The 23,530-nt window shown below is 68.8% G+C and carries 12 protein-coding genes and 1 tRNA gene; 8 read left to right on the top strand and 5 right to left on the bottom strand.

Going from position 1 to position 23,530, the window contains the following annotated elements; genetic code table 11:
• Positions 1 to 76 precede the first annotated feature (76 nt).
• Genes ACIPQB_RS00410 through ACIPQB_RS00390 form a run of 5 tightly spaced genes read left to right on the top strand, consistent with a single transcriptional unit; the run spans position 77 to position 4,237 of the window.
• Positions 77 to 589 carry a SixA phosphatase family protein gene (locus tag ACIPQB_RS00410; RefSeq protein ID WP_446483214.1) on the top strand — a complete coding sequence of 171 codons (513 nt, stop codon included), beginning with the start codon at positions 77 to 79 and terminating at the stop codon, positions 587 to 589.
• Positions 586 to 930 (top strand): DUF952 domain-containing protein, encoded by a 345-nt coding sequence (locus ACIPQB_RS00405; RefSeq protein ID WP_446483213.1) that lies wholly within the window; start codon positions 586 to 588, stop codon positions 928 to 930. The genes ACIPQB_RS00410 and ACIPQB_RS00405 overlap by 4 nt, the downstream gene beginning before the upstream one ends.
• Positions 927 to 1,988 carry a quinone-dependent dihydroorotate dehydrogenase gene (locus ACIPQB_RS00400; RefSeq protein ID WP_446483212.1) on the top strand — a complete coding sequence of 354 codons (1,062 nt, stop codon included), beginning with the start codon at positions 927 to 929 and terminating at the stop codon, positions 1,986 to 1,988. The genes ACIPQB_RS00405 and ACIPQB_RS00400 overlap by 4 nt, the downstream gene beginning before the upstream one ends.
• The gene (locus ACIPQB_RS00395) at positions 1,985 to 2,722 is read left to right on the top strand and encodes a TVP38/TMEM64 family protein (RefSeq protein ID WP_446483211.1); all 738 of its coding nucleotides are present in this window, start codon (positions 1,985 to 1,987) and stop codon (positions 2,720 to 2,722) included. The genes ACIPQB_RS00400 and ACIPQB_RS00395 overlap by 4 nt, the downstream gene beginning before the upstream one ends.
• Before the next feature lie 9 nt (positions 2,723 to 2,731).
• Positions 2,732 to 4,237, top strand: coding sequence for a sensor histidine kinase (locus tag ACIPQB_RS00390; RefSeq protein ID WP_446483210.1), 1,506 nt, complete (start codon positions 2,732 to 2,734; stop codon positions 4,235 to 4,237).
• Between the two features lie 12 nt (positions 4,238 to 4,249).
• Here the strand turns inward: ACIPQB_RS00390 and ggt are convergent, their stop codons facing one another.
• Entirely contained in the window at positions 4,250 to 5,995 is a 1,746-nt protein-coding gene (ggt, locus tag ACIPQB_RS00385; protein WP_446483209.1) for a gamma-glutamyltransferase, read from the bottom strand.
• A 236-nt stretch (positions 5,996 to 6,231) separates the two neighbouring features.
• Between ggt and ACIPQB_RS00380 the strand changes: the two genes are divergently transcribed.
• Positions 6,232 to 6,308: transfer RNA gene (locus tag ACIPQB_RS00380), tRNA-Arg, on the top strand.
• Positions 6,309 to 6,666: 358 nt separating this feature from the next.
• Here the strand turns inward: ACIPQB_RS00380 and ACIPQB_RS00375 are convergent.
• Both ACIPQB_RS00375 and ACIPQB_RS00370 read right to left on the bottom strand, forming a co-directional pair.
• Complete coding sequence (locus ACIPQB_RS00375) at positions 6,667 to 8,247, bottom strand: tryptophan halogenase family protein (RefSeq protein ID WP_446483208.1); 1,581 nt, start codon at positions 8,245 to 8,247, stop codon at positions 6,667 to 6,669.
• A 58-nt stretch (positions 8,248 to 8,305) separates the two neighbouring features.
• Positions 8,306 to 11,374 carry a TonB-dependent receptor gene (locus ACIPQB_RS00370; RefSeq protein ID WP_446483207.1) on the bottom strand — a complete coding sequence of 1,023 codons (3,069 nt, stop codon included), beginning with the start codon at positions 11,372 to 11,374 and terminating at the stop codon, positions 8,306 to 8,308.
• 480 nt (positions 11,375 to 11,854) lie between these two features.
• Here ACIPQB_RS00370 and galB point away from each other — a divergent pair, with 480 nt between their 5' ends.
• Together galB and ACIPQB_RS00360 are read left to right on the top strand one after the other, a co-directional pair.
• On the top strand, positions 11,855 to 14,560 hold the full coding sequence (gene galB / locus ACIPQB_RS00365; protein WP_446483206.1) for a beta-galactosidase GalB: 2,706 nt from the start codon (positions 11,855 to 11,857) through the stop codon (positions 14,558 to 14,560).
• Positions 14,561 to 15,262: 702 nt separating this feature from the next.
• Positions 15,263 to 20,980 (top strand): putative Ig domain-containing protein, encoded by a 5,718-nt coding sequence (locus ACIPQB_RS00360; RefSeq protein ID WP_446483205.1) that lies wholly within the window; start codon positions 15,263 to 15,265, stop codon positions 20,978 to 20,980.
• Positions 20,981 to 21,151: 171 nt separating this feature from the next.
• Here ACIPQB_RS00360 and ACIPQB_RS00355 read toward each other — a convergent pair whose 3' ends face one another.
• The gene (locus ACIPQB_RS00355; protein ID WP_446483204.1) at positions 21,152 to 21,415 is read right to left on the bottom strand and encodes an aldo/keto reductase; all 264 of its coding nucleotides are present in this window, start codon (positions 21,413 to 21,415) and stop codon (positions 21,152 to 21,154) included.
• A gap of 59 nt (positions 21,416 to 21,474) precedes the next feature.
• Positions 21,475 to 23,286 carry an ATP-binding protein gene (locus ACIPQB_RS00350; protein ID WP_446483203.1) on the bottom strand — a complete coding sequence of 604 codons (1,812 nt, stop codon included), beginning with the start codon at positions 23,284 to 23,286 and terminating at the stop codon, positions 21,475 to 21,477.
• Positions 23,287 to 23,530: the final 244 nt, after the last annotated feature.

Genomic DNA, 23,530 nt, shown 5'->3' with positions numbered 1-23,530 from the left:
CTCGCCTTGGACCGCTTGGCGCCGTTGGTGTCAACCGCGCGCTTCCGGTGGGCCGCGGTGGAGGTTATGGAGGATCATGGACCGACTGATCCTCATGCGCCACGGCAAGGCCGAGCAGCACGCCGCTTCGGGCGGCGATTTCGAGCGCGCCCTGGCGCCGCGCGGCCAGGGCGACGCGGCCCTGATGGGCAAGATGCTGGCCCAGGCCGGCCTCGCGCCCGACCTGGCCCTGGTCTCCTCGGCCCGCCGCACCCGGCAAACCTGGGAGGCCGTGGCCCCGGCCTTTCCGGCGGCCCGGGCCGAATTTCGCCGCGACCTCTATCACGCCGAGGCCCAGGACGTGCTGGCGGCGATTCGCGACGACGCCCCCGACCACGGAACGGTGATGGCGGTCGGCCACAATCCGGGCCTGCACGAGCTGGCCCTGCGCCTGGCCATGGGCGGGCCGGCCGACCCGGCCCAGCTGGCCCGGCTGCGCGGCAAGTTTCCGACCTCGACGGTGGCGGTCTTCACGATCGACGCGGACGGGGCGCCGACCCTGAGCCATCTGTTCTATGCTTCGGAAAACGGCGGGCACGGCGGCGAATGAGCAGGATCTACAAGATTGTCTCGGCCCAGGAGTGGACCGCCGCCCAGGCCCAGGGCGCGTTCACCGGCTCGGCCGTCGACCTGGCCGACGGCTACATCCACTTCTCGGCCGCCGACCAGGCCCAGGAGACCGCCGCCAAATGGTTTGCCGGCCAGGCCGACCTGATGCTGCTGACCGTCGAGGCCGAGCCCCTGGGCGAGGCCCTGAAGTGGGAGCCTTCGCGCGGCGGGGCCCTGTTCCCCCACCTCTATCGCCCGTTGCAGGTCGCCGAGGTCGCGGCGGCGCGGCCGCTGCCGCTCGGCGCGGACGGGACGCCCGCGGTGGGCGACCTTTCCGCATGAGCCCGCACGACATCGCCGCCCGCGCCATGCACGGGCTGGACCCTGAAGACGCCCACGGCTGGGCGATCAAGGGCCTGAAAATGGGGCTGGGCCCGCGCCAGGCCGAGGTCGACGATCCGATCCTGGCGATCACCGTGGCCGGACTGCCGCTGTCCAACTGCGTCGGCCTGGCCGCCGGCTTCGACAAGAACGCCGAGGTTCCCGCCGCCATGTCCCGGGCCGGCTTCGGCTTCGTCGAATGCGGCACGGTCACGCCGCTGGCCCAGGCCGGCAATCCGCGGCCCCGCCTGTTCCGCCTGACGGAGGACCAGGCGGTGATCAACCGCATGGGCTTCAACAACGACGGCCTCGAACCCTTCGCCGCCCGCCTGGCCCGGCACAAGGTCAGGCGGCAACGCGGCGTGGTCGGAGCCAATATCGGGGCCAACAAGGACGCGACCGACCGCATCGCCGACTATGTGGCCGGCCTGACGCGGCTGTGGGGGCTGTCGGACTATTTCACCGTCAACATCTCCTCGCCCAACACCCCGGGGCTGAGGGCCCTGCAGACCAAGGCCGCCCTGGAGGAACTGCTCGGGCGACTGGCCGAGGCGAGGGCGACCCTGCGGGCCGGCGGACCCGACTATCCGATCTTTCTGAAGGTCGCGCCCGACCTGGAGGACGGCGAGGTCGAGGCCATCGTCGACACGGTCAAGGCGGCCGGCCTGGACGGGATCATCGTCAGCAACACCACCATCGCCCGCCCGGCCGACCTGGCCTCGCCCCAGGCCGGCGAGGGCGGCGGGCTGTCGGGCCGGCCGCTGCTGGGTCCCTCGACGGTGGTCCTGGCCCGCTTCCACGCGGCCGCCGGCGGCGGGCTGGCGCTGATCGGAGCCGGCGGCGTCGCCAGCGGGGTCGACGCCCTGGCCAAGATCCGGGCCGGGGCCTGCGCCGTGCAGCTCTATTCGGCCCTGGTCTATGGCGGTCCGGGCCTGGTGGGCCGGATTAAGCGCGACCTGGCGGCCCGGCTGCGGGCCGAGGGCTTCGCCTCGGTGGCCGACGCGATCGGCGCCGCATGACCCCCGACGCCACCCTGGCCTGGCTGCGCCGGTTCGGCCCGCTCGGGGCCCTGCTGATCCTGCTGGTCGTCGCCCTGGCCAGCGGGGTGGGCGACAAGTTGTCGCTGGAGACCCTGCAGGCCCAGGGCCAGGCCCTGCAGACCTATGCGGCCGCCCATCCGTTCCGGAGCGCGGCGATCTACATCCTCATCTATGTCGCCACGGTGTCGATCTCGCTGCCGGGAGCCCTGATCCTGTCGCTGACCGGCGGCTTCCTGTTCGGACCGATCGGCGGCGGGGCGGTCGCCGTGACCGGGGCGACCGGCGGCTCGACCGTGGTCTATCTGGTCTGCCGCTCGGCGTTCGGCGACTTCCTGCGGCGCAAGCCTGGAGCCTTGCTGGCCCGGGTCGAGGAAGGCTTCAAGACCAACGCCTTCTCCTATCTGCTGACCCTGCGCCTGATCCCGGCCTTCCCGCTGCTGCTGGTCAATGTCGCCTCCGGGCTGATGAACATTCCGCTGCGCACCTACCTGCTGGCCTCGTTCCTGGGGATGATCCCCAGCTCCTTCGTCTATGCCGGGATCGGCTCGGGCCTGGGCCACATCTTCGCCAGCGGCGAGCCGGTGACGATGCACACCCTGTTCTCGCCGCGGGTCTATCTGCCGATCGTGGCCATGGGCGGCCTGGCCCTGTTGCCGCCGCTCTGGCGCTTTTGGCGACGCAGGCGCGTTGCCGAAGCTTCAGACGTACAGTAACCCAGACAGATGACCGAGCCGGTCACGCCGCCAGCCGCCGAACTTCCCCAGCCCGGGCGCCGCTTCCCGTGGCCCGGCGGCCTGTCGGCGCGCCTGCTGCTGCTGACCGCCCTGTTCGTGGCCCTGGCCGGCCTGGTCATCCTGCCGCCGGCCCTGGCCACCTTCGAGAAGCAGTGGCTGCTGGACCGGGTGCGGGCGGCGGAACTGGCCTCGACCATCGCCGACGCCGATCCCGAGCGGCGGGTCACCGACAAGGTCTCCCAGCAATTGCTCGACCAGGCCGGGGTGGTGATCGTGGCCCTGCAGGTCGACGGCGCCCGCCGCCTGGTGCTGCCGACCGAGCCGCGCAGCATCAAGCCGCCCTACCTGGTCGACCTGCGCCGCCAGAATCCCGGCTCATGGCTGGCGGCCCCGTTCTTCACCCTCAAGAGCGCCCCGGGCAGCCTGGTGCGGGTGATGGCCGAGCCGCGCTTCCGCCAGGAGGCCGAGTTCGTCGAGATCGTGCTGCCCGACGGCCCGCTGAAGGCCCAGCTGGTCGTCACCTTCTGGCGACTGGCGGCGGTGACCCTGTTCGTGGCCGGTCTGGCTGGCGGGCTGATCTATCTGTCGCTGAACTTCCTGCTGGTGCGGCCGATGCAGCGGATCACCAAGGCCATGGAGCGGTTCCGCGCCGACCCCGAGAACCCCCAGGCCCGGGTCGTGGTCTCGCGGCGGCGCGACGAGATCGGCCGGGCCGAGGCCGAGCTCGACCTGATGCAGTCCGACCTGCTGGCGGCCCTGCAGGCCAAGGCCCGGCTGGCGGCCCTGGGCGAGGCGGTGGCCAAGATCAACCACGACCTGCGCAACATGCTGACCAGCGCCCAGATGGCCTCCGACCGCCTAGCGGCCCTGGGCGATCCCAAGGTGGCCCAGGCCCTGCCGCGCCTGGAGCGCGCCCTCGACCGCGCCATCACCCTGGCCACCGACGTCATGGCCTATGGCAAGACCAAGGAGCCGGCCCCGGTGACCCGGCCGCTGCCGCTACGCGCCGCCCTGGAGATGGCGGCCGAGGACTCCGGCCTGCAGCCCGGCGGCGTGGCCCTGGAGACGGTGATCGACGCCCGCGAGCAGGTGCTGGCCGACCCGGACCAGCTGCACCGCATCCTGACCAACCTGCTGCGCAACGCCCGCGAGGCCATCGAGGGCGCGCCCGACCGCAGCCGCAGGGGCAAGGTCTTCGTCGAGCTGCGCCGGGCCGACGGCATGAGCGTCCTGCGCCTGTCGGACGACGGTCCGGGCGTGCCGGAAAAGGCTCGCAACAACCTGTTCCAGCCGTTCGTCGGCTCAGTGCGCCGCGGCGGCACGGGCCTTGGCCTGGCCATCGCCCGCGAGCTGGCCCAGGGCCACGGCGGCGACCTGGTCCTGGTCGAGACCGGACCTGGCGGATCGGTGTTCGACCTGACCCTGGCGGGAACCCCCGACCCGGCCCCCGAAGCGCCGCCGACGCCCAAGCCCCGGACGCGATCGAAGCCCTGAGCCGGCGGGGCGCTACAGCCCCTTGGCCACGCCCTCGCGCCGGGGATCGGCGCCGCCCTCCAGCACCCCGCCCGGCCGCACGATCACCCCGTGCAGGCCCGAGGTCTCGTTCTGGCCGGTCTTGACCGCCACGCCCCGCGCCTGCAGCGCCGCCGTCATCTCCGGCCCGAACTTGTCGACATCGGCCGAGAAGGTGTCGCCGCGCGCCACCAGGTTGGGCAGGTTGATGGCCTGCTGCATGGTCAGGTTCCAGTCGAACACCCCGACCATGGCCTTGAGGTTATAGGACAGGATCGCCGAGCCGCCGGGCGAGCCCAGGGCGGCCAGGAACCGGCCCTTGTCGTCCAGCACGATCAGCGGCGTCATCGACGAGCGCGGCCGCTTGCCGCCGGCCACGGCGTTGGCGGCCGGCGCGCCGTCGCTTTCCCTGGGATCGAAGTTGAAGTCGGTCAGCTGGTTGTTGAGGAAGAAGCCGCCGACCATCCGGCCCGAGCCGAACACGCTCTCGACCGTGGTGGTCATCGACACCACGTTCCCGGCCGGATCGACGATGACCATGTGGGTGGTGCCGGCCGGCTCCAGGGTCTTGTCGGCCCCCACCGCCGGCGCGCCCTTGGGCAGGCCGAAAGTCGGGGCGGGGCCGGCGACCTGGCCGATCAGCTTGGCGCGCTGGGCCACATAGGCCGGGTCCAGCAGGCCCTCGACCGGCACCTTGACGAAGGCCGGATCGCCGACATAGCGGTCGCGGTCGGCGTACATCACCCGCTCGGCCTCGGCCAGCTCGGTCCAGGCGACCGGATCGGCCGGCCCGCGCTGGGCGATGTCGGTGTGCTCCAGCATCATCAGCGCCTGCAGCACCGACACGCCGCTCGACGAGGGATTGGGCGCGCAGACCGTATAGACCTTCCACGGCCGGCACAGGGCCTCGGCGCTGCGGGGCCGATAGGCCTTGAGGTCGGCCAGGGTCATGGCGCTGGACAGCTCGCCCTGGTGCAGGCGGTCGACGATGGCCTGGGCCAGCGGGCCTTCATAGAGGGCGCTGGGGCCCTCGGCGGCCAGGCGGCGCACGGTGGCGGCGTAGGCGGGGTTCTTCAGCACGTCGCCGGCCTGGTAGCGCTGGCCGTCCGGCTTGGTGAAATAGGCGATCACGTCCGGGGCGACGTTCTGCGGCACCCGCGGGCTGTTGATCATCCCGGCCATGCGCGGGCTGACCACGAAGCCGCCGTCGGCCAGGCGCTCGGCGTCGGCGAACAGGCTCTTCCAGGCGATCCGGCCGTGCTCCTTCTGGGCCTGGGCCAGCATGGCCACCGCCCCGGGCACCCCGGTCGAGCGGCCCGACAGCACGGCGGTCACGAAGTTCAGCGGCTTGCCGTCCGGACCCAGGAACAGGTCGGGGCCGGCCGCCTTGGGCGCCGTCTCGCGGCCATCATAGGCAGTGACCTTGCCGGTCCGGGCGTCATAGACCATCAGGAACGAGCCGCCGCCCAGGCCCGAGCTCTGCGGCTCGACCAGGCCCAGCACCGCCTGCACCGCCACCGCCGCGTCGACCGCCGAGCCGCCGTCGCGCAGCACCCGCAGGCCGGCCCCGACCGCCAGCGGATTGGCCGCCGCGACCATGCCGCGCGGCGTGTAGGCCGGCGGACTCGCCGCGGCCTGGGCGGCCGGCGCCGGGGCCGTCGCCACCCCGACTGCGGGCGCGGTCGCCAGGGGCGCGCAGCCGGCGAGCAGGGCGAGGAACAGCGGAGCAAGCAGACGCATGGCGAACTTCCGTCGAAAGACCCGCGACAGGGCGGGCGAGGATCACGCGGACGTCGCCGGCGCCGGCGCGGCGGATCCGCGCGGCCAAGGTCGTCCCCATCCTCAAAAGGGCGGCGCCGCCCCGCGGGTCAAGGCCCAGCCGCCCTTCTCCACAAACTTCGCACTATCTGCATCAAAACCCGCTTGCGCCCCACCGGTGAACGGGCTATCTCCCCCGCCTCGCCGAAAGGCAGTGCGCGCCCGTAGCTCAGCTGGATAGAGCATCAGACTACGAATCTGAGGGTCGGACGTTCGAATCGTTCCGGGCGCGCCATTTTCTCCCAGTACTTTCAGATGTTTAGTGAATCCGCTGAAGCGGAAATTCGTCCGTATGCGGCTGTAACAGCTGTAAACTAGGCTGTAAAACTGCAACCAGTTTTGCTTTTCGTCGAATAATGCCGAGGGAAAACAGAGGCCTATCTGGCGTCGAACGCGCGAGCGCCGGGGGAGCCGCCAAGGCCGTCGCGATCGCGGCGGCCGTCATCACCCAAACTACTCTCATGCCGGCACTCGTCTGTCGTCGTTCACAGGCTCAAGCGCCGACAGTCAAGATCGAATGGCGAGCGTCCGCCGACGGCCTGGCGGACCACGAACAGGTCCCGCCGCTTCACGGGGGTTGTTCGAGCCGGCGCTCATGGGGTCGCCGCTATCGCATCGAGATCACCGACGGACGCGGCGCAACATTCGGCGATGAACGCCCGATGGGTAGGCAGGCTCACGGCCGCCCTGGCGACCACGTCGCGCAGCAGGCCCATGTTCTTGATCAGGTCCTCCCGAGGGATGCGGTCCACCAGCCGGTCATAGCCGCGCGGCGTGATCCCTTGCCCCAGCATGACGGCCAGCCAGCTGTCCTCAGTGAACAGGTCGTCCTGCTCCCGGAAGATGCGGCCGTTGGCCCGGAACAACTCGATCTTGTGCGCCAGGCTGTCGGGGATCGTCATGTCGCGGCAAGCCCGCCAGAACGCGGAATCGTCGCGGCGATTGGCCTTGTAGTGCATGACGATGAAGTCGCGCAGTTGCTCGTATTCGAGGCGCGTGGCGGCGTTGTACTGGTCGATCTCGGCCCGGTTGAAGCCCCGGTCAGGCCATAACAGGGTCAGGCGCTGCAACCCCATCTGGACCAGGTGGATGCTGGTGGACTCCAGAGGTTCGATGAACCCTCCCGCCAGGCCGATGGCCACGCAGTTCTTTTCCCAGGCCCGCTCGCGACGGCCGGTACGGAAGCGGATCGGCCGCGGATCGGCCAGCGCCTTGCCGCCCAGCCCGGCCAGCAACTCGCGGTTGGCGGCCTCGTCGTCGAGGAAGGCGCTGCAATAGACGTGGCCGTTGCCCATCCGGTGCTGCAGCGGTATCCGCCAGCGCCAGCCCGCCGATCCCGAGGTCGAGCGCGTGTAGGGCTCGGGCGGGCCGGACAGGGCCGAGGGGACCGCCAGCGCCCGATCGCAGGGCAGATAATGGCCCCAGTCGACGAAGGGTACGTCCAGGGCGCCCTCGATCAGCAGGGCGCGAAAGCCGCTGCAGTCGATGAACAGGTCGCCCTTGATGACGCGGCCGTCGCGCAGGGTTACGGACTCGATGAAGCCGTCGGCGGGGCGTTGCTGGACGCTGACCACCAGGCCTTCCCGCCGTCGCACGCCGCGCGCCTCGGCATAGGCGCGCAGCACCTGACCATACAGCGCGGCGTCAAAATGATAGGCGTGGCGCAGGCTCGCCAGGACGCTGCCCGGCCCGCCTTGAGCCCGGCCGAACCGTCCCCGGCGCGCCGCGGCGGTGCACAGGTTGTAGTCGCCGATCTCGCCCGCCGATCCGGCCAGGGCCGGTTCCTGCCGCTCCAGGTGACGTAGCCTCAGCCACAGCTGATGAAACTTGAACTCGGCCGTCGGCCGGCCGTGGAATCCGAACGGATGGAAATAGCGTTCGCCGCGCCGGTCCCAGTCGACGAATTCGATGCCCAGTTTGAAGGTGGCACGGGTCTGGCGAACAAACTCGTCCTCGTCCAGACCCAGGAAGTTGTTGAACTCCAGCAGGGTCGGGATCGTCGCCTCGCCCACGCCGATGACGCCGATTTCCTCGGACTCGACCAAGGTCACCTGGACGTCCGGCGGCACGAGCCGCGCGAGGCCCGCCGCGCACATCCAGCCCGAGGTGCCGCCGCCGACGATCACCACGCGCCGGACGGCCGCGCCGGGCCCAGATACGCTCGCCTCGATCATTTGACGCCTCTCCAAAGGGCGCGGCGGGACGCGAGCCTATGCGCCCCGCCGGCCTAGCCTAGAAGTTGGCCCGAAGAGCCACGGTCACGCGTCGGTCGCTCAGGAACCAACTGCGGGTCACGGTCTGGCCGGACAGAATCTCCATCTCGGTCCGCGAGACGGTGTTCAGGATGTTGGTGAAGTTCACCGAGCCCTGGACCTTGTCAGTGAACCGGTAGCTGACGCTGCCGTCCAACTGTCCCATGGCGCTGCCATAGACCGGCAGCGAATAGACGATGTTCTGGGTTCCGCCATTGAGGTTGTAGTTGCCGGTGGTGCCGTTGCCGGTGGTGGTCGCCAGATAACGGCTGCGCCAGTTGTAGGCCAGGCGCGCGCCCAGGCGACCCTGGTCGTAGAGCAGGTTGACGTTGTAGTTGTGCTTGGAGAGGCCGACGATCGGCACGCCGGTCATCGGCTGGCCGTTCATGTCGCGGGCGCGGGCGTCGGGCGACTTGCTGTCGATATAGGTATAGTTGGCCTCGACGCCGAAGCCCTTGAAGGGCGACGGCAGCATGTCGAAATAGGTTCGAGCGCCGAGCTCGAAACCGCGGATGGTCGAACGCCTGGTGGCGTTGAAATTGGCCTGGCCGTTGACTGGGCCAGGCACCACCGTGCCGCTGCCGCCGCCGTTCGGATTGGAGATCGGCGGGATGCTGCCGAAGGCGGCGTCGGCCATCAGGTCCAGATCATTGTAGATGATCAGATCCTTGATCGATTTGTCGAAGACGTTGATGTGCGCCGTCGTCGACCGGCGCGGATACCATTCGACGGACAGGTCGGTATTGGTCGAGACCGCCGGCTTCAACTGGGTGTTGCCGGCGTTGTAGGTGTAGCCGTTGAAGATCGCCGGGAGGCTCTGGGTGGCGGTGGCGTAGGGATTGGGCGTCGTGGCCACGCTGCTGGTGCCGGTCGCCCGGATGTCGTTATAGCTCGGCGGGCTGAGGGTCTTGTTCAGGGCGAGCCGAACGGTCCAGATCTCCGTCGGCTTGAAGGCGAAATTGATCGACGGGAGGACCCGGGTGTAGGACTTGGCCTCCGTCCGCACGCCGCTGGTCGAGACGCTGGTATAGGTCAGCGGGAGAGGAACGCCCGGATTGGCCTGCTGCCAGGCGCCGACGCCGCTGATGCCGCCGACTTGAGCCAGCGACGCCTGGGCGTCGGCCAGAGAGCGGTAGTAGGTCGTGCCGCCTGTGAAGGAGAAGGTGCCGGTGCTTTCGACCTTGTTCTTGACCACCCGAACGCCGGCGTTGCCGCTGAAACGCGGCAGCCACCCGAGGCCTTCGCTCTCGAACCGCACCAGGCCATAGGCGGCGTAGTTGTTGGTGTCGGTGCGCACCGCCTGGGGCGGGTTGCCGAAGGTGCGGTCGGGCGGGTTGCCGTATAGGGCCACCGACTGGGCCGGGTTGGCGCACTGGCGATAGCCCGTGGGCGAGCACATCGTATAGGTCTGCATGTTGTGCAGGAAAGCGCTGCCCTGCAGGATGTCGCGGCTGGCCATGATGTAGGCGCCGGGCGAAGCCCGGTCGCCCTTGAAGAAATCGGGGAAACTGTAGACCTCGAAATCCCCGGGCGGCGAAGTGGCCACATAGCCCTGGGGCACGCCGTTCCAGCCGCGGCCGGTGGCCGACCAGCCGGTGCCGACGAAGTCGTCACGTTCGGAACGGTCCGCGTAACGCCCGCCGATCTCGACCTTCTTGAAGAAGCCGTCGCCCAGGTCGTAGTCCAGGTCCAGGTTCACCGCGGTCATCCGGGCACGGTTGTCGCTGTCGTACCAGACGATGTTGCTGATCCCGGCCCTGGCGGGGTCGAGCATGACCTCCGGATTGCTGAAGCTGACGGTCGGCAGGCGGCCGCCGGTGTCGATGTTCTCCTGCATCAGCGGCGCGCTGCCGACGCCCAGGCCATATTTCTGGTTGCGGTTCCACGACTTGACGATCTGCAGGGCGCCGGCGATCCGCAGGCGGTCGGTGGCCTTCCAGTCGAAGCCCTGGCTGAAGTCGGCGGTCGTGCGATTGCCCGGGCTGAGGCTGTTGCCGCTGCCGGGCGCGAAGCCGCTGGCCGGGTTGTTGGTCTGGACCGAGCCGCTTTGGAACACGCCGGCGTCGTTGAACACGCCGTTCACGACCGTCGGGCTGCCGCCGGCGACCGGATAGACGCCGTTGCTGCCGTTGAGGCTGCGATAGTTCGTGACGAAGTCGGTCTGCCACAAGGTCAGATCCGCGTTCGGCCGCCACTGAAAGGCCAGGTATGCGCCGCGCCGCGTACGCTCGAACTGGTCATTGCCGTAGGTGAAGCCGCCGGGGGCATAGACGGTCCTGCCTTGGTAGCGGGTCTGGTAATAGGGCTCGACCCGGATGAAGCTGTCGGCGCTTTCGAACTTGGCGTAGGCCAGATCGATCATCGCGCCGAATTCGCCGATGGACGTGTCCCAGCGATCGGCGAGCAGGACAGACGCCGTGGGCGTCGTGCTCTTGGAAAAGTCGCCGTAGCTGGCCGACACCGACAGGCTGATCTGGGGTTTGCGATAGTCGAACGGCATGTGGGTGCGCAGATCGATCGCCCCGCCGGTTCCGCCTTCGATGAGGTCGGCCGTACTGGCCTTGTAGACGCTGACCGCCGCCATCAGTTCGGGCGTGACTTCGCCAAAGCTCAGGCCATTGCCGCCCGTGGCCGAAAAGACCTCGCGGCCGTTGAGGAGGCTGGTCACGCCAGACAGGCCGCGCACCTGGATCCCCGAGCCTTGCCAGGAATACTGGTCGGGGCTGCCCAGGTTTTCGAACCGCGACATGGTCACGCCCGGCACGCGCTGCAGCACTTCGGTGATCGAGGTGTCGGGCAGCTTGCCGGCCTCCTCGGCCACGACCGCGTCGACGATGGTGTCGGAGTTGCGCTTGATTTCCGTCGCATTCTCAAGCGCGGCGCGCTGGGCGGTGACCACGACTTCGGAAACGGCCGCCTCTTCCAGCTCCGCGGCCGGAGGAGCCGGCGGCCTCTTCACGGCCTGAGCCCAGGACGGCTCGGCAACGGCCAGAACGGCGATGGCCGAGGTTCCAGAGATCAGCAAGGCGCGATGAATTGCGTGCTTCAAGTTCCACCTCCCATAAGGCGCTTCATCGAGAAGCGCGCCCGTTAGACGGGTCTATTGTCTGGGTAATCGCTACGCGAATCCGAACGGCGACGCAAGGAGTTGTCAGACCAATGGCCGTGCATAGGTCGGAACTCAGTTGCCAGGTGGTCAGTCGAGCGGATAAGGCTAGTCCCAGGTGCGGCAGGGGAGCCTCACGCTTTGGCCCGCCCGGCATCCTCCAGGCCCACGACATAAGGGGCCTAGGTCGTCGGGCTTCAGGAGGGGAGGGCGGCCGTGGGGTTGCGACCTGGTCAGTCTCAATTGTCGTACAAATCCTCGCCATCGTGCTTGGCTGGTCGGAATATTGGAGCGGTGATCATGCCTGAGAGACTTGTCGGGTCGGCCAGCTTGGTGCGGACCGTGTCGGCTTCGCACGCCAGAAGGGTCGATGCGGAGGCGGCTGCTTCATCTCGTCCGGGGAAGGGCGCTCAAGGCGACCGTATGGGCGGTGGACGGCGGCTGCGGGCTGCGATGCTGGGCGCGATGGCCGCCTGGGCATCCATCGTTGCCTCAGTAGTCCCCGCCGGCGCTCACGATACCGCGCCGCGTCAGCAGATCCTGATCGACACGGGCTGGCGGTTCACGCGGGGCGATCCGGCCGATGCGCCGCCCGGCCTGCGCTACGACGTGAGGCCAGAGGTCAGGCAATCCGCCGACGGCAAGGCCGCCGATGCGCGTCCGGAGGAGGCGGAGAAGCTCGAGGCGGGCACGAGCCCGGCGCTCAAGCCGTGGATCCTGCCGACCGGCGACGCCTTCCTCAAGGACCCCGCCAAGCGCCACGTTCGTCCCGCCGGCGATCCTGGCGCCGAGGTTTCCTATGTCCGCGCGGGGTTCGACGATCGGTCTTGGGAGGCCGTGACCCTGCCGCACGACTGGGCGATCAAGGGACCGTTCCTGGCCACCGGTCCCTACGGCGGCGTGGGCCGGCTGCCCAGTTGGGGCGTGGGCTGGTACCGCAAGGCGCTGGACATTCCCGCCGGCGACGCGGGCAAGTCGATCTTCCTCGATGTTGACGGAGCGATGTCCTATGCGGCCGTCTGGCTGAACGGACGACTCGTGGGCGGCTGGCCCTATGGCTACAATTCCTGGCGACTGGACCTGACGCCCTATCTCGTACCCGGCGGCGTCAACCAGCTGGCCATTCGCCTGGACAATCCGCCGGAGTCGTCGCGCTGGTATCCGGGCGCGGGCCTCTATCGCGACGTCTGGCTGACCAAGACTTCTCCTGTCCACGTTGGGCAATGGGGCGTGTTCGTCCGCACGCCGGAGGTCTCGGCCCAGGCGGCGAAGGTCGAGATCGACGTCGCCGTCGACAACGACGCCAAGACGTCCGCCGAGGTCGAGGTCCGCACCGAGCTCTACGCTCTGGACGCGGACGGGCGACGAGCAGGACCCGCGGTGGCCCGGTTGGCGTCGGTCAAGGGCACGGTTCCGGCGAATGGCGGCGCGAAGTTCCCGGCCTCGATTCGGATCGACAATCCGCGCCTGTGGGGCCCGCCGCCCAAGCAGCAGCCCAACCGCTACCTCGCCGTCACCACCATCATGAAGGCGGGGCGCGTCGTCGATCGCTACGAGACGCCGTTCGGGATCCGCGAGATCCGCACGACGGGCGACGGCCTCTATGTCAACGGCCAGAGGGTGGCGATCCAGGGCGTCAACAACCACCACGACCTCGGCGCCCTGGGCGCGGCGTTCAACGCGCGAGCCGCCGAGCGCCAGCTGGAGATGCTGCGCGAGATGGGCGTCAACGCCCTGCGGATGAGCCACAACCCGCCCGCGCCGGAGCTGCTGGACCTGGCCGACCGCATGGGCTTCCTGGTCATCGACGAGGTCTTCGACACGTGGTTCAGCAAGAAGACGCCGCTCGACAACCACCTGATCTTCCCCGACTGGCACGAGCAGGATTTGCGGTCGATGATCCGCCGCGACCGCAACCATCCGTCGGTGATGATCTGGAGCGTCGGCAACGAGGTCGGCGAGCAATATACCGGCGCCGACGGGGCCAAGGTCGCCCGCGAGCTGGTCGCCATCGCCAAGGACGAGGATCCGACCCGGCCCACGACCACGGCCATGAATTTCGCCAAGGCGGACATGCCGTTGCCGGCCGAGGTGGACGTGATCGGTCTGAACTACCAGGCCGCCGGCATCCGCGCCCTGCCGTCCCAGGCGCCGATGTTCCATGCCCGCTTCCCCGACAAGATGATCGTCAGCACCGAAAGCGCCGCGGCGCTCAGCACCCGGGGCGACTTCCAGTTCCCCGTGGTCGGAAGCAACAGCGCTCCGGTGCGGCCCGGGATCGGCGGCGATCCCAAGACGCGGCAGGTCAGCGCCTACGAGCTCTACGCGGCCGACTTCGGATCCTCGGCCGACCGGACCTTCGCGGCTCACGACCAGAACCCTTACATCGCCGGCGAGTTCGTCTGGAGCGGCTGGGACTATCTGGGCGAGCCGACGCCCTACTATGAATCCCGCAGCGCCTATTTCGGGATCATCGACCTGGCCGGGTTCAAGAAGGACCGCTTCTATCTCTACCAGGCCCGCTGGCGGCCCGACCTGCCGATGGCCCACATCCTGCCACACTGGACCTGGCCCGAGCGGGTGGGCGAGGTGACCCCGGTGCACGTGTTCTCATCGGGCGACGAGGCCGAGCTGTTCATCAACGGCCAGTCGCAGGGGCGCAAGAAGCGGGGACCCTATGAGTACCGGTTCCGCTGGGACTACACGATCTACCAGCCGGGCGAGCTGAAGGTGGTGGCCTATAAGGACGGCAAGGTCTGGGCGAGCGAGGTGGTCAAGACCGCCGGTCCGCCCGCCGCCCTGGAGGCCGCCCCCGACCGCGCGACGATCAAGGCCGATAGCCGCGACCTGTCGTTCGTCTCGGTGCGGATCGTCGACAAGGACGGCGTCGTCGCGCCGCGCGCCAATCCCCGCGTGACCTTCAAGATCGAAGGGCCCGGCGAGATCGTCGCCACCGACAACGGCGACCCCACCGACCTGGAGGCTTTCTCGTCTCCGGCTCGCAAGGCCTTCAACGGCCAGGTGATGGCGATTGTGCGGGCCAGGCCCGGCCAGGCCGGACCGATCGTTGTCACGGCGCAGGCGCCCGGACTGACGTCCAGCCGCGTCGAAGTCCGCGCCGCTCGCTGAAAGGCCTCGTTCACCCGGCGCGGCGCAGGACCGGGACGGCCTCACCGGCAACTGTCGAGAATACTGAACCCGCAGGCGTTCCTGAACGCCATGAGCGGCGCCCGCTTCTACGGCTGAACCGAGGCGGTGAAGCAGAGCCTATGTCGAGACTGGTCCTGAACGCCTTCACCCCCGATGAATGCGCCAACTAATTTCGGCGTCCCGGCTATGCGTCAACTTAAGCGACGAATGCTCTAGGTCGCCAGATCGCGCTCCAGCAGCGTGCGATAGACGGCGCGCCTAACAGTGAGGGCGCATTTCAGGAGTTGTACCGACGGCGGCTCTTGGCGCCGTCCAGTCCGGAAGGCTTCGGGACACCGTGGGGCGATCTCAAACAGGGAATTGATCTGGATGTTGGGCTCGCGTCCTATTGTCCACAATCCGCTAGCCGAGTCACATGGCATCTTCGACCAACCGACTGATCCCACTTGGGTAATGGTGAAGATTGGCGGCCAACCGCGCGATAATCAGGCGAGGCGCCTGAAGTCACGAGCGACGTTATGTCGCTTGCATCCAACTCAATTCTGACCGGCAAATTAACGGTCCCGACCGCTTAAAGGGCGCCTGGAAAAGGCCACCTATGGGCGAACGGGAATGATTCTCGCAACTTGCGAATCGGGTATGCGAACGACCGCGCTCTGGCGGCGGGTCGCGTGGACCGTCGTGGCCGCTTTCATCCTGCTGGTGATGGCCATGCCCGCCGCCGCGGCCGACCTGACGTTTACGCGCGCCTATCAAGGCAGCCTGTCGGGGCAGACGTTCACGACGACGACGGCGCTCAACGCCGACGCCGGTTCGATCCGTTTCCTGGACGGAGGAACCCAGCGCGTCTTTCAGAACACCAGCGGGACGCTCGCCTATACGATCGCGGGCGTGCCCCATTCCGAAGTGGGGGTGCTCAATTCGCGCTATCCCAACGGCAACACCCTGATGAACGCCGTTGCGTTCAGCGGCGGCAGCGGCGATCGGCTGCTGGTGCTGGGAGGCTCCTACACGACGTCCAGCGCCTATAGCGGCAGTTCGAACGCTATCGTCGCCAAGTTGAACGAATATGTCGACGCCACGGCGCCGGATCCGGCGGGAACCACGTTGCTGGTCAATGGCGGAGCGACGGCCACTGCGTCCGTAGGCGCCACTGCGACCATCGTCGTGACCGTCAAGCTCGCGTCGGGAACCGCCGTATCGGGCGCCAGCACGTCTCTGTCCGGCAGTCCTTCGAGCGGATCGTCGATCTCTCCGGCCTCGACGACGACCAATTCCAGCGGCCAGGCGACCTTCACCGTCCAGGGCCTTCAGTCGGGCAGTGTGACCTACAACGCCGTGGCGTCGGCGAACGGCACGACGACGACCAGTTCCAACGCCGTCTCCGTCACTTGGGTGGGGACCAGGAGCCCGGCGCAATCGACCGCGAGCGCGCCCTCCGGCGTGGCCGGTCGCGCGACGACGGTCCTGATCACGGTCCGCGACACCAATGGCAATACGATGACCGGCGCCGCCAGCGGCCTGGCCATGGCCATTGGCGGGACGAACGCCGGCGCCACGCCAGGCGCGATCACCGACAACGGCAATGGGACCTATTCCGTGACTTATACGCCCTCGGCGGCCGGCGTCGACACGCTGTCGATCACCCTGGACGGCGTGGCCATCTCAGGCTCTCCCTATTCGAGCACCGTCGCAGCGGCCCCGACACCGCCCGTCATCACCACGGCGAGCCTGCCGACGCCGGTGCTAGGTCAGGCCTACAGCCAGACCGTCGCCACCACGGGCGGCACGGCCCCGGTGACCTTCGCCGTCACGGGCGGCGTCTTGCCGACCGGCCTGAGCCTGAACGCCTCGACCGGCGCCATCACCGGCGCGGCCACGGCGGCCGGCGCCTACAGCGTCATCATCACCGCCACCGACGCCAACAGCCTCACCGACGCCAAGACCTATTCCGGCACGATCTCGGCTGGCGTGACCATCACCACGCTGACCCTCCCGACGCCGGTGCTCGGTCAGAGCTACAGCCAAACCATCGTCACTTCGGGCGGCACGGCCCCGGTGACCTTCGCCGTCACCAGCGGCGCCCTGCCGGCCGGTCTGAGCCTCAACGCTTCGACCGGCGCCGTCACCGGAACGGCCACCGCAGCGGGGGCCTACAGCGTCACCATCACCGCCACCGACGCCAACAGCCTGACCGACGCCAAGACCTACAGCGGGACCATCTCGGCCGGCGTGACCATCACCACGGCGAGCCTGCCGACGCCGGTGCTCGGTCAGAGCTACAGCCAAACCATCGTCACTTCGGGCGGCACGGCCCCGGTGACCTTCGCCGTCACCAGCGGCGCCCTGCCGGCCGGTCTGAGCCTCAACGCTTCGACCGGCGCGATCACCGGGACGGCCACGGCGGCCGGGGCCTACAGCGTCACCATCACCGCCACTGACGCCAACGGCCTCACCGACGCTAAGATCTATAGCGGGACGATCTTGGCCGGCGTGGTCATCACGACCACCTCGCTCCCGACACCCGTGCTCGGCCAGAGCTACAGCCAGGTCGTCGCCACCTCCGGCGGCACGTCTCCCGTGACTTTCGCCGTCACCGGCGGGGCCCTGCCGGCCGGCCTGAGCCTCAACGCTTCGACCGGCGCGATCAGCGGGACGGCCACGGCGGCGGGCGCCTACAGCGTCACCATCACTGCCACCGACACCAACGGCCTCACCGATGCTGAGACCTACAGCGGGACCATCTCGGCTGGCGTGACCATCACCACGGCGAGCCTGCCGACGCCGGTGCTCGGCCAGAGCTACAGCCAGACGATCGTCACTTCGGGCGGCACGGCCCCGGTGACCTTCGCCGTCACCAGCGGCGCCCTGCCGGCCGGTCTGAGCCTCAACGCTTCGACCGGCGCGATCAGCGGGACGGCCACGGCGGCGGGCGCCTACAGCGTCACCATCATTGCCACCGACACCAACGGCCTCACCGATGCTGAGACCTACAGCGGGACCATCTCGGCTGGCGTGACCATCACCACGCTGACTCTCCCGACGCCGGTGCTCGGCCAGAGCTACAGCCAGACGATCGTCACCTCCGGCGGCGCCGCCCCGGTGACCTTCGCCGTCACCAGCGGCGCCCTGCCGACCGGCTTGAGCCTGAACACCTCGACGGGCGCGGTCACCGGCGCGGCCACGGCGGCAGGAGCCTACAGCGTCACCATCACCGCCACCGACGCTAACGGCCTGACCGACGCTGAGACCTACAGCAGGACCATCTCGGCTGGCGTGACCATCACCACGCTGACTCTCCCGACGCCGGTGCTCGGCCAGAGCTACAGCCAAACCATCGGCACCGCGGGCGGTACGGCTCCGGTGAGCTTCGCCGTCATGAGCGGCGGCGCCCTGCCGGCCGGCCTGAGCCTGAACGCCTCGACCGGCGCCGTCACCGGAACGGCCACCGCAGCGGGGGCCTACAGCGTCACCATCACCGCCACCGACGCCAACAGCCTGACCGACGCCGAGACCTACAGCGGGACCATCTCGGCCCTCCTCGGTCCGCCGATCGCCGGCGCAGTCTCCGTGACGGTCGCGGCCAACAGTTCGGCCAACGCGGTGGCGCTCGATCTGTCCGGCGGGACCGCCGCGTCGGTCACCGTCGCCGGTCAAGCGGGCCACGGCGTCGCCACTGCGTCGGGCCTGTCGATTACCTATGCCCCGGCGGCGGGTTTCTCCGGCGCCGACAGCTTCACCTACACCGCCGCCAATACGGCGGGCGCGTCCTCCGCCGCCACCGTCACGGTGACCGTCACCTCTCCGAGTCTGGTGTTCAGTCCGGGGCCCGGTTCCCTGCCAGGCGGCAGGGTCGGCGCGGCCTATGGCCAGACCGTCGCGGCTTCGGGCGGCACGGCTCCCTACGCCTACGTCGTTTCCGGCGGCGGCCTGCCGACGGGCCTGAGCCTTGAAGGCGCGACCGGCGCGGTCACCGGAACTCCGACGGCGGCGGGGACTTACACGTTCGACGTCACCGCCACCGACGCCAACGGCGCCAGCGGAAGGGCCAACTATTCGGTCGTGATCGCGCCGGCCGCCCTGGCGGCGCCCGTCGCCGGTCCGGTCTCGATCACGGTCGCCGCCAACAGCGCGGCCAACGCGGTGGCGCTCGATCTGTCCGGCGGGACCGCCGCGTCGATCGCCGTCGTGAGCCAAGCCGGCCATGGCGTCGCCACCGCGTCGGGCCTGTCGATCACCTACGCCCCGACCGCAGGCTTCTCCGGTTCTGACAGCTTCACCTACACCGCCGCCAACGTCACGGGCGCGTCTTCGGCCGCCACCGTCACGGTGACGGTCCTGGCGCCGAGCCTGACGTTCGGCCCCGCCCCCGGCGCTCTGCCGGGCGGTACGGCCGGCGCGCCGTACAGCCAGACCGTAACAGCCTCGGGCGCCGCAGCGCCGTACGCCTACGTCGTTTCCGGCGGCGACTTGCCGGCGGGCCTGAGCCTCGAAGGCGCGACCGGCGCCCTCACCGGCACGCCGACCGCGGCCGGGACCTACACGCTCGACATCACCGCCACGGACGCCAACGGCGCCACCGGAACGGCCAGCTATTCGGTCGTGATCGCCGCTGCGGCTCCCGTCGCCGCCAACTCGACCTCCACGACGGTGCCGGCCAACACCCAGACCCAGGCCGGCCAGAACGTCGGCCTGAACCTTTCCAGCCTGGTCTCCGGCGACGTGACCGAGGTCCGGATCGTCACCCAGCCGCAGCATGGTTCGGTCGTCATCACCCAGACGCTGGCCCTGCGCGGGGGCGGGGGCCTCTTCGCCATGGCGCTGGCGGCCAGCTCGACGATATCGACGCCTGGCCAGTTCATCGCCGTCTACACGCCGGAGAAGGACTTCCAAGGGGTCGACAGCTTCGAGTTCGTCGCTGTCGGACCCGGCGGCGTGTCCGCCCCCGCCACCGCAACCATCACTGTGGTGGGCCAGGCGCCCGCCGCCATGGCCCACGCCGCTTCGACGACCGACGGCAAGATGGTCTCCGTGGACTTGACCGCGGGCGCGACGGAAGGCCCGTTCACCGGCGCGAACCTGGGGGCGATCAGCCCCGCCGACGCCGCGACGATCAATCTGGTTCAAGGCGGAACCGATACGGGCCGCACCTTCCGCCTCGACGTCACGCCCAAGGCCCGCTTCGGCGGGACAATCACGATCCGCTATACCTTGACGAACGTCTTCGGCGCCTCGTCGCCCGCGACGGTGACGATCACGGTCGCCGCGCGGCCTGATCCCTCGGCCGATCCGGTCGTGCAGGCCGTCAGCGACGCCCAGGCGGAGGCGGCGCGCCGCTTCTCGCAGGCCCAGGTCGACAACTTCATGCGCCGGGCCGAAAGGCTGCATGGCGCCGATTGTCTGGCTTCCGGCAACGGCATCCGTCTGAACGCCGTCGACACGGCCCGGAGCGGCGACGCTCGCGGCCGCACCGGCGGTCTCCAGCCCGCCGACGATGCGCCGGCGCTGGCTGCGGAGACCTCGGCGAAAGCGCCTGTCGCGGCTCGACCGGACCAGACCTGCCGTCGGGGCGAGTTGTCGGTGTGGACCGCCGGCTCGATCGAGCTGAGCACGCGCGACGCCTCGACCCGGGCGTCCAAGATCCGCGCCACCAGCAGCGGGCTCACTCTCGGCATGGACGCCAGGGTTTCTGATCGGGCGAGCCTCGGCGTCGGCCTGGGCTACGGCGAGGATCGCAGCCGCGTCGGCGGCCAAGCCGGACGAGTCTCCGCCCAGAGCAAGGTCGTGGCCATGTACGGCAGCCTCACGCCGGTCGAGGGTATGTTCGTCGACGGCATGGTCGCGCATGGCTGGCTGAACTTCGACACGCGCCGCGTCGATCCGACAAGCAGCGCTATCACCTTGGGCGACCGCGACGGACGCTTCACGACCATTTCCCTGTCGTCGGGCCTGGATCGGGAGGCGGGCTGGCTGAACTGGTCGAGCTACGGACGGCTGGACTATCTCGACGGATCGTTGGACGCCTATCGCGAGGAGGGGGCCGGCATCTTCGATCTGCGTTTCGATCGCCGAAAGATCCGCTCGACGCTCGGCGTGCTGGGCCTGCGCGCCTCGTACAGCCGGCCGATCCCCGCCGGCATCGTGACGGCCGGCCTGCGCGGCGAGTGGCGGCACGAGTTCTCGGGCGGTTCGCGCCAAGGCGTGGATTACGCGGACGTCACGGGCGACAGCTATTACGGCCTGCCATCGCGCGACTGGTCACGGGAGGTGTTCGTGCTCGACCCGGAGCTGGGCATTCTCCTGCCGTCGGGTTGGGAGCTTGGCCTGGCCGCCGGGCTGCGCGCTTCTGCGGGCGAGGAGGCTGTTCGGGGGAGGATGGAAGCCCGCAGGCGGTTCTAGCCGAAAGGACGGTTTGCGATCGAGGACGGGCCAGGCCAACGGAATAGTACGGGGCGAAGGGAGTGGCCAACGCGCGATAGTGGTTGCGCCTGACCCGCGAACATCGCGTTTCTGGAGTTGGATCAATGGCGGCTTCTGGCGCGCGGCGGTGCTCCGACATGGTCTGGCTCCTCAAAGGAGGTCGACTTGGCCCCGCACGCCGTCGAGCGTGGTGACCTGCGCTGGCGAGAGCACCAGATCCGCCGCGGCGAAGTTCTCCCGAAGGTGAGCCGGCGACGAGGTGCCAGCGATCACCAGGATGTTGGGCGAGCGCTGCAGCAGCCAGGCCAGCGCGACCTGCTTGGGGCTGGCGCCAAGTTCGGTCGCCACTTCGGAGAGCCGCGACGACTGCAACGGCGAAAAACCACCGAGCGGGAAGAAGGGCGCGTAGGCCACGCCCGGGCCGCTATCCCCAGGATGCGCTCACGGCTCTCGGCCTTCTTGGCGCGCGATAGCTAGAGCGATGCCGATGCGTCGGTCAAGTCTAGCTCGGCGCTATCAGCTACCAGGGACATGGGCGGATCGCCGGTCACCTTCTCAAGGGCGCCGGCCATGGCCGAAAACAAGGCGGTCACTTCGATCGGTTTGCTCACATGCGCGTCGAGACCGGCCGTCAGGTAATCGTGTTTCTGATGGTCCATGGCGTTCGCCGTCAGGGCGATGATGGGTGTCCGCGGCCGTCCATCAGCCTGCTCCTGCGCCCGGATCGCCCGCGCGGCGCTGACGCCGTCCATGATCGGCATGTTGATGTCCATCAAGATCAGGTCAAACGCGCCCTTGCGCCAGGCCTCGACCGCTAGCCGGCCGTCCTCGACCACTTCGACGGTGAAGGCTGCGCAGTCCAGGAGACTGCGCAGCACCAGTTGGTTGGTCGGATTGTCCTCGGCCACCAGAATGCTGAGCGGTTCGCTAGTGACCGCGGCCAATTCTTCCGTGGCCGGCGCGACCGGCGAATCCATTTCGCCGACAGTGTTCATTGCCGGCGCCAAGGGGAGGATGACACGGAAGGTGGACCCTTTCCCGATCCGGCTTTCGACGGCGATGTCGCCGCCCATCAGGTTGGCCAGTTCCCGCGAGATCGGCAGGCCAAGGCCCGAGCCCCCGAAGCGCCGGGTCGTCGTGGCGTCGGCTTGGCCGAATTTCTCGAACAGGCTGGTCCTGGCCTGCTCAGAAAAACCGATGCCGGTATCCTCGACAACCAGTTCCAAACCCTCCGCCCCGAAGGCGAGGCGGACCATGACTTGGCCGTGATCGGTGAATTTCACCGCGTTGCCGATCAGATTGTAGAGGATCTGCCGGACCCGGGTGGGATCGCCGTGATAGAAGGCGGCCTGGCCTCGGCTTTCGAAGCGAAGGCCGAGGCCCTTCTCCTCGGCGATGCCCGCGAAGGCGCGGCAGGCGTCCCGCGCGAGCGCCTCCGGGTCGAAGTCCAGAGGCTCGAGTTGGATCTTGCCCGCCTCGATCTTGGCCATGTCCAGAAGGTCGTTGAGCAGGGTCAGCAGGGTCGCGCCAGACTGCTGCAGCACCTTGAGACGATCGGCCTGATCGGCCGACATCGGTTCACGGGCCATCGCCTGAGCCATGCCCAAAACGCCATTGAGCGGCGTGCGGATCTCGTGGGAGACGGTCGCGAGGAAGGCGCTCTTGGCTTGGTTGGCCTGTTCGGCGCTGTATTGCCCGCTGATGACCTCGGCATAGGAATCGGCGTTGGCCACCTGCAGTCCCCGAGCATTGACCAGAAAGCACAGGCCCAGCGCCACAAGGATCCAGGCTTCGAATCCCGATTGCAGCCGGCTGATGCTGTACAGCAGCGCCGCGGCCGGGACCGGCGCCGTCCAGAAGAACATTCCGCGCGTCAGGGTGTGCTGGGCGGCGATGGTCATCAGGACGCCGGCGCTGACCATCATCATGGCGGCGACGCCCGCGCTGCTCGTCGGCTGCGCCAGAAGAACCGGGCCCGCGCCGGTCGCCGACAGCAACGCCGTGATCGCGATCAACTGGTTTCGAAAGGCGAGGATCTGCTCGGGCCCGGCTTCAGGAAGGCGCGGGACGACCGTGCGCCACCAGGCCATGGCGAAGATCTCCGAGAGCGCGAAGGCGGCGATCCAGCCCAAGGCGATCCCGGCGCCGATCACCTTCAGAAAGAGCAGCAACACCGCAACGACGGCGATGCTGCCGATCCGCATGACGACGTGACCGGAGTAGGTGCGCGCGTAATATTTCTCGAACGCCTGCTGCGAATAGGACCTGTGTGCTCCGGTTTGCATGCCGCCAGCTTGGGCGGGCGACCCTTTACGCGTTATTGGCGGATCGCTCCGCCGGTTGCGGCATGGCGCCGCAGCCATTCCCCCAAAAACAGCGCTTCCCATCCGGCGAGATCGTCAAGCTCAGCCTGCCGCGTCCCGACGGAGGGATCTTTGAGCAGGTCGATAAGGTCTATCTGCGTCGGGGCGATTTGACGTGAATGGCAGGCCATTCAGGGAGCTATAGGCCTTTCTCAAGGGGCGAGAT

The organism is Caulobacter sp. LARHSG274, assembly GCF_052871235.1.
Note: the sequence above shows the minus strand (reverse complement) of the source record. Positions and strands in the feature narration are given on the sequence as shown.

What these genes read in the sequence shown, in the direction of transcription:
- ACIPQB_RS00405 (WP_446483213.1), top strand. Translation starts at nt 586, where the DNA reads ATGAGCAGGATCTACAAGATTGTCTCGGCCCAGGAGTGGACCGCCGCC.
- ACIPQB_RS00390 (WP_446483210.1), top strand. Translation starts at nt 2,732, where the DNA reads ATGACCGAGCCGGTCACGCCGCCAGCCGCCGAACTTCCCCAGCCCGGG.
- galB (WP_446483206.1), top strand. Translation starts at nt 11,855, where the DNA reads ATGGGCGGTGGACGGCGGCTGCGGGCTGCGATGCTGGGCGCGATGGCC.
- ggt (WP_446483209.1), bottom strand. Translation starts at nt 5,995, where the DNA reads ATGCGTCTGCTTGCTCCGCTGTTCCTCGCCCTGCTCGCCGGCTGCGCG.
- ACIPQB_RS00395 (WP_446483211.1), top strand. Translation starts at nt 1,985, where the DNA reads ATGACCCCCGACGCCACCCTGGCCTGGCTGCGCCGGTTCGGCCCGCTC.
- ACIPQB_RS00350 (WP_446483203.1), bottom strand. Translation starts at nt 23,286, where the DNA reads ATGCAAACCGGAGCACACAGGTCCTATTCGCAGCAGGCGTTCGAGAAA.
- ACIPQB_RS00410 (WP_446483214.1), top strand. Translation starts at nt 77, where the DNA reads ATGGACCGACTGATCCTCATGCGCCACGGCAAGGCCGAGCAGCACGCC.
- ACIPQB_RS00400 (WP_446483212.1), top strand. Translation starts at nt 927, where the DNA reads ATGAGCCCGCACGACATCGCCGCCCGCGCCATGCACGGGCTGGACCCT.
- ACIPQB_RS00375 (WP_446483208.1), bottom strand. Translation starts at nt 8,247, where the DNA reads ATGATCGAGGCGAGCGTATCTGGGCCCGGCGCGGCCGTCCGGCGCGTG.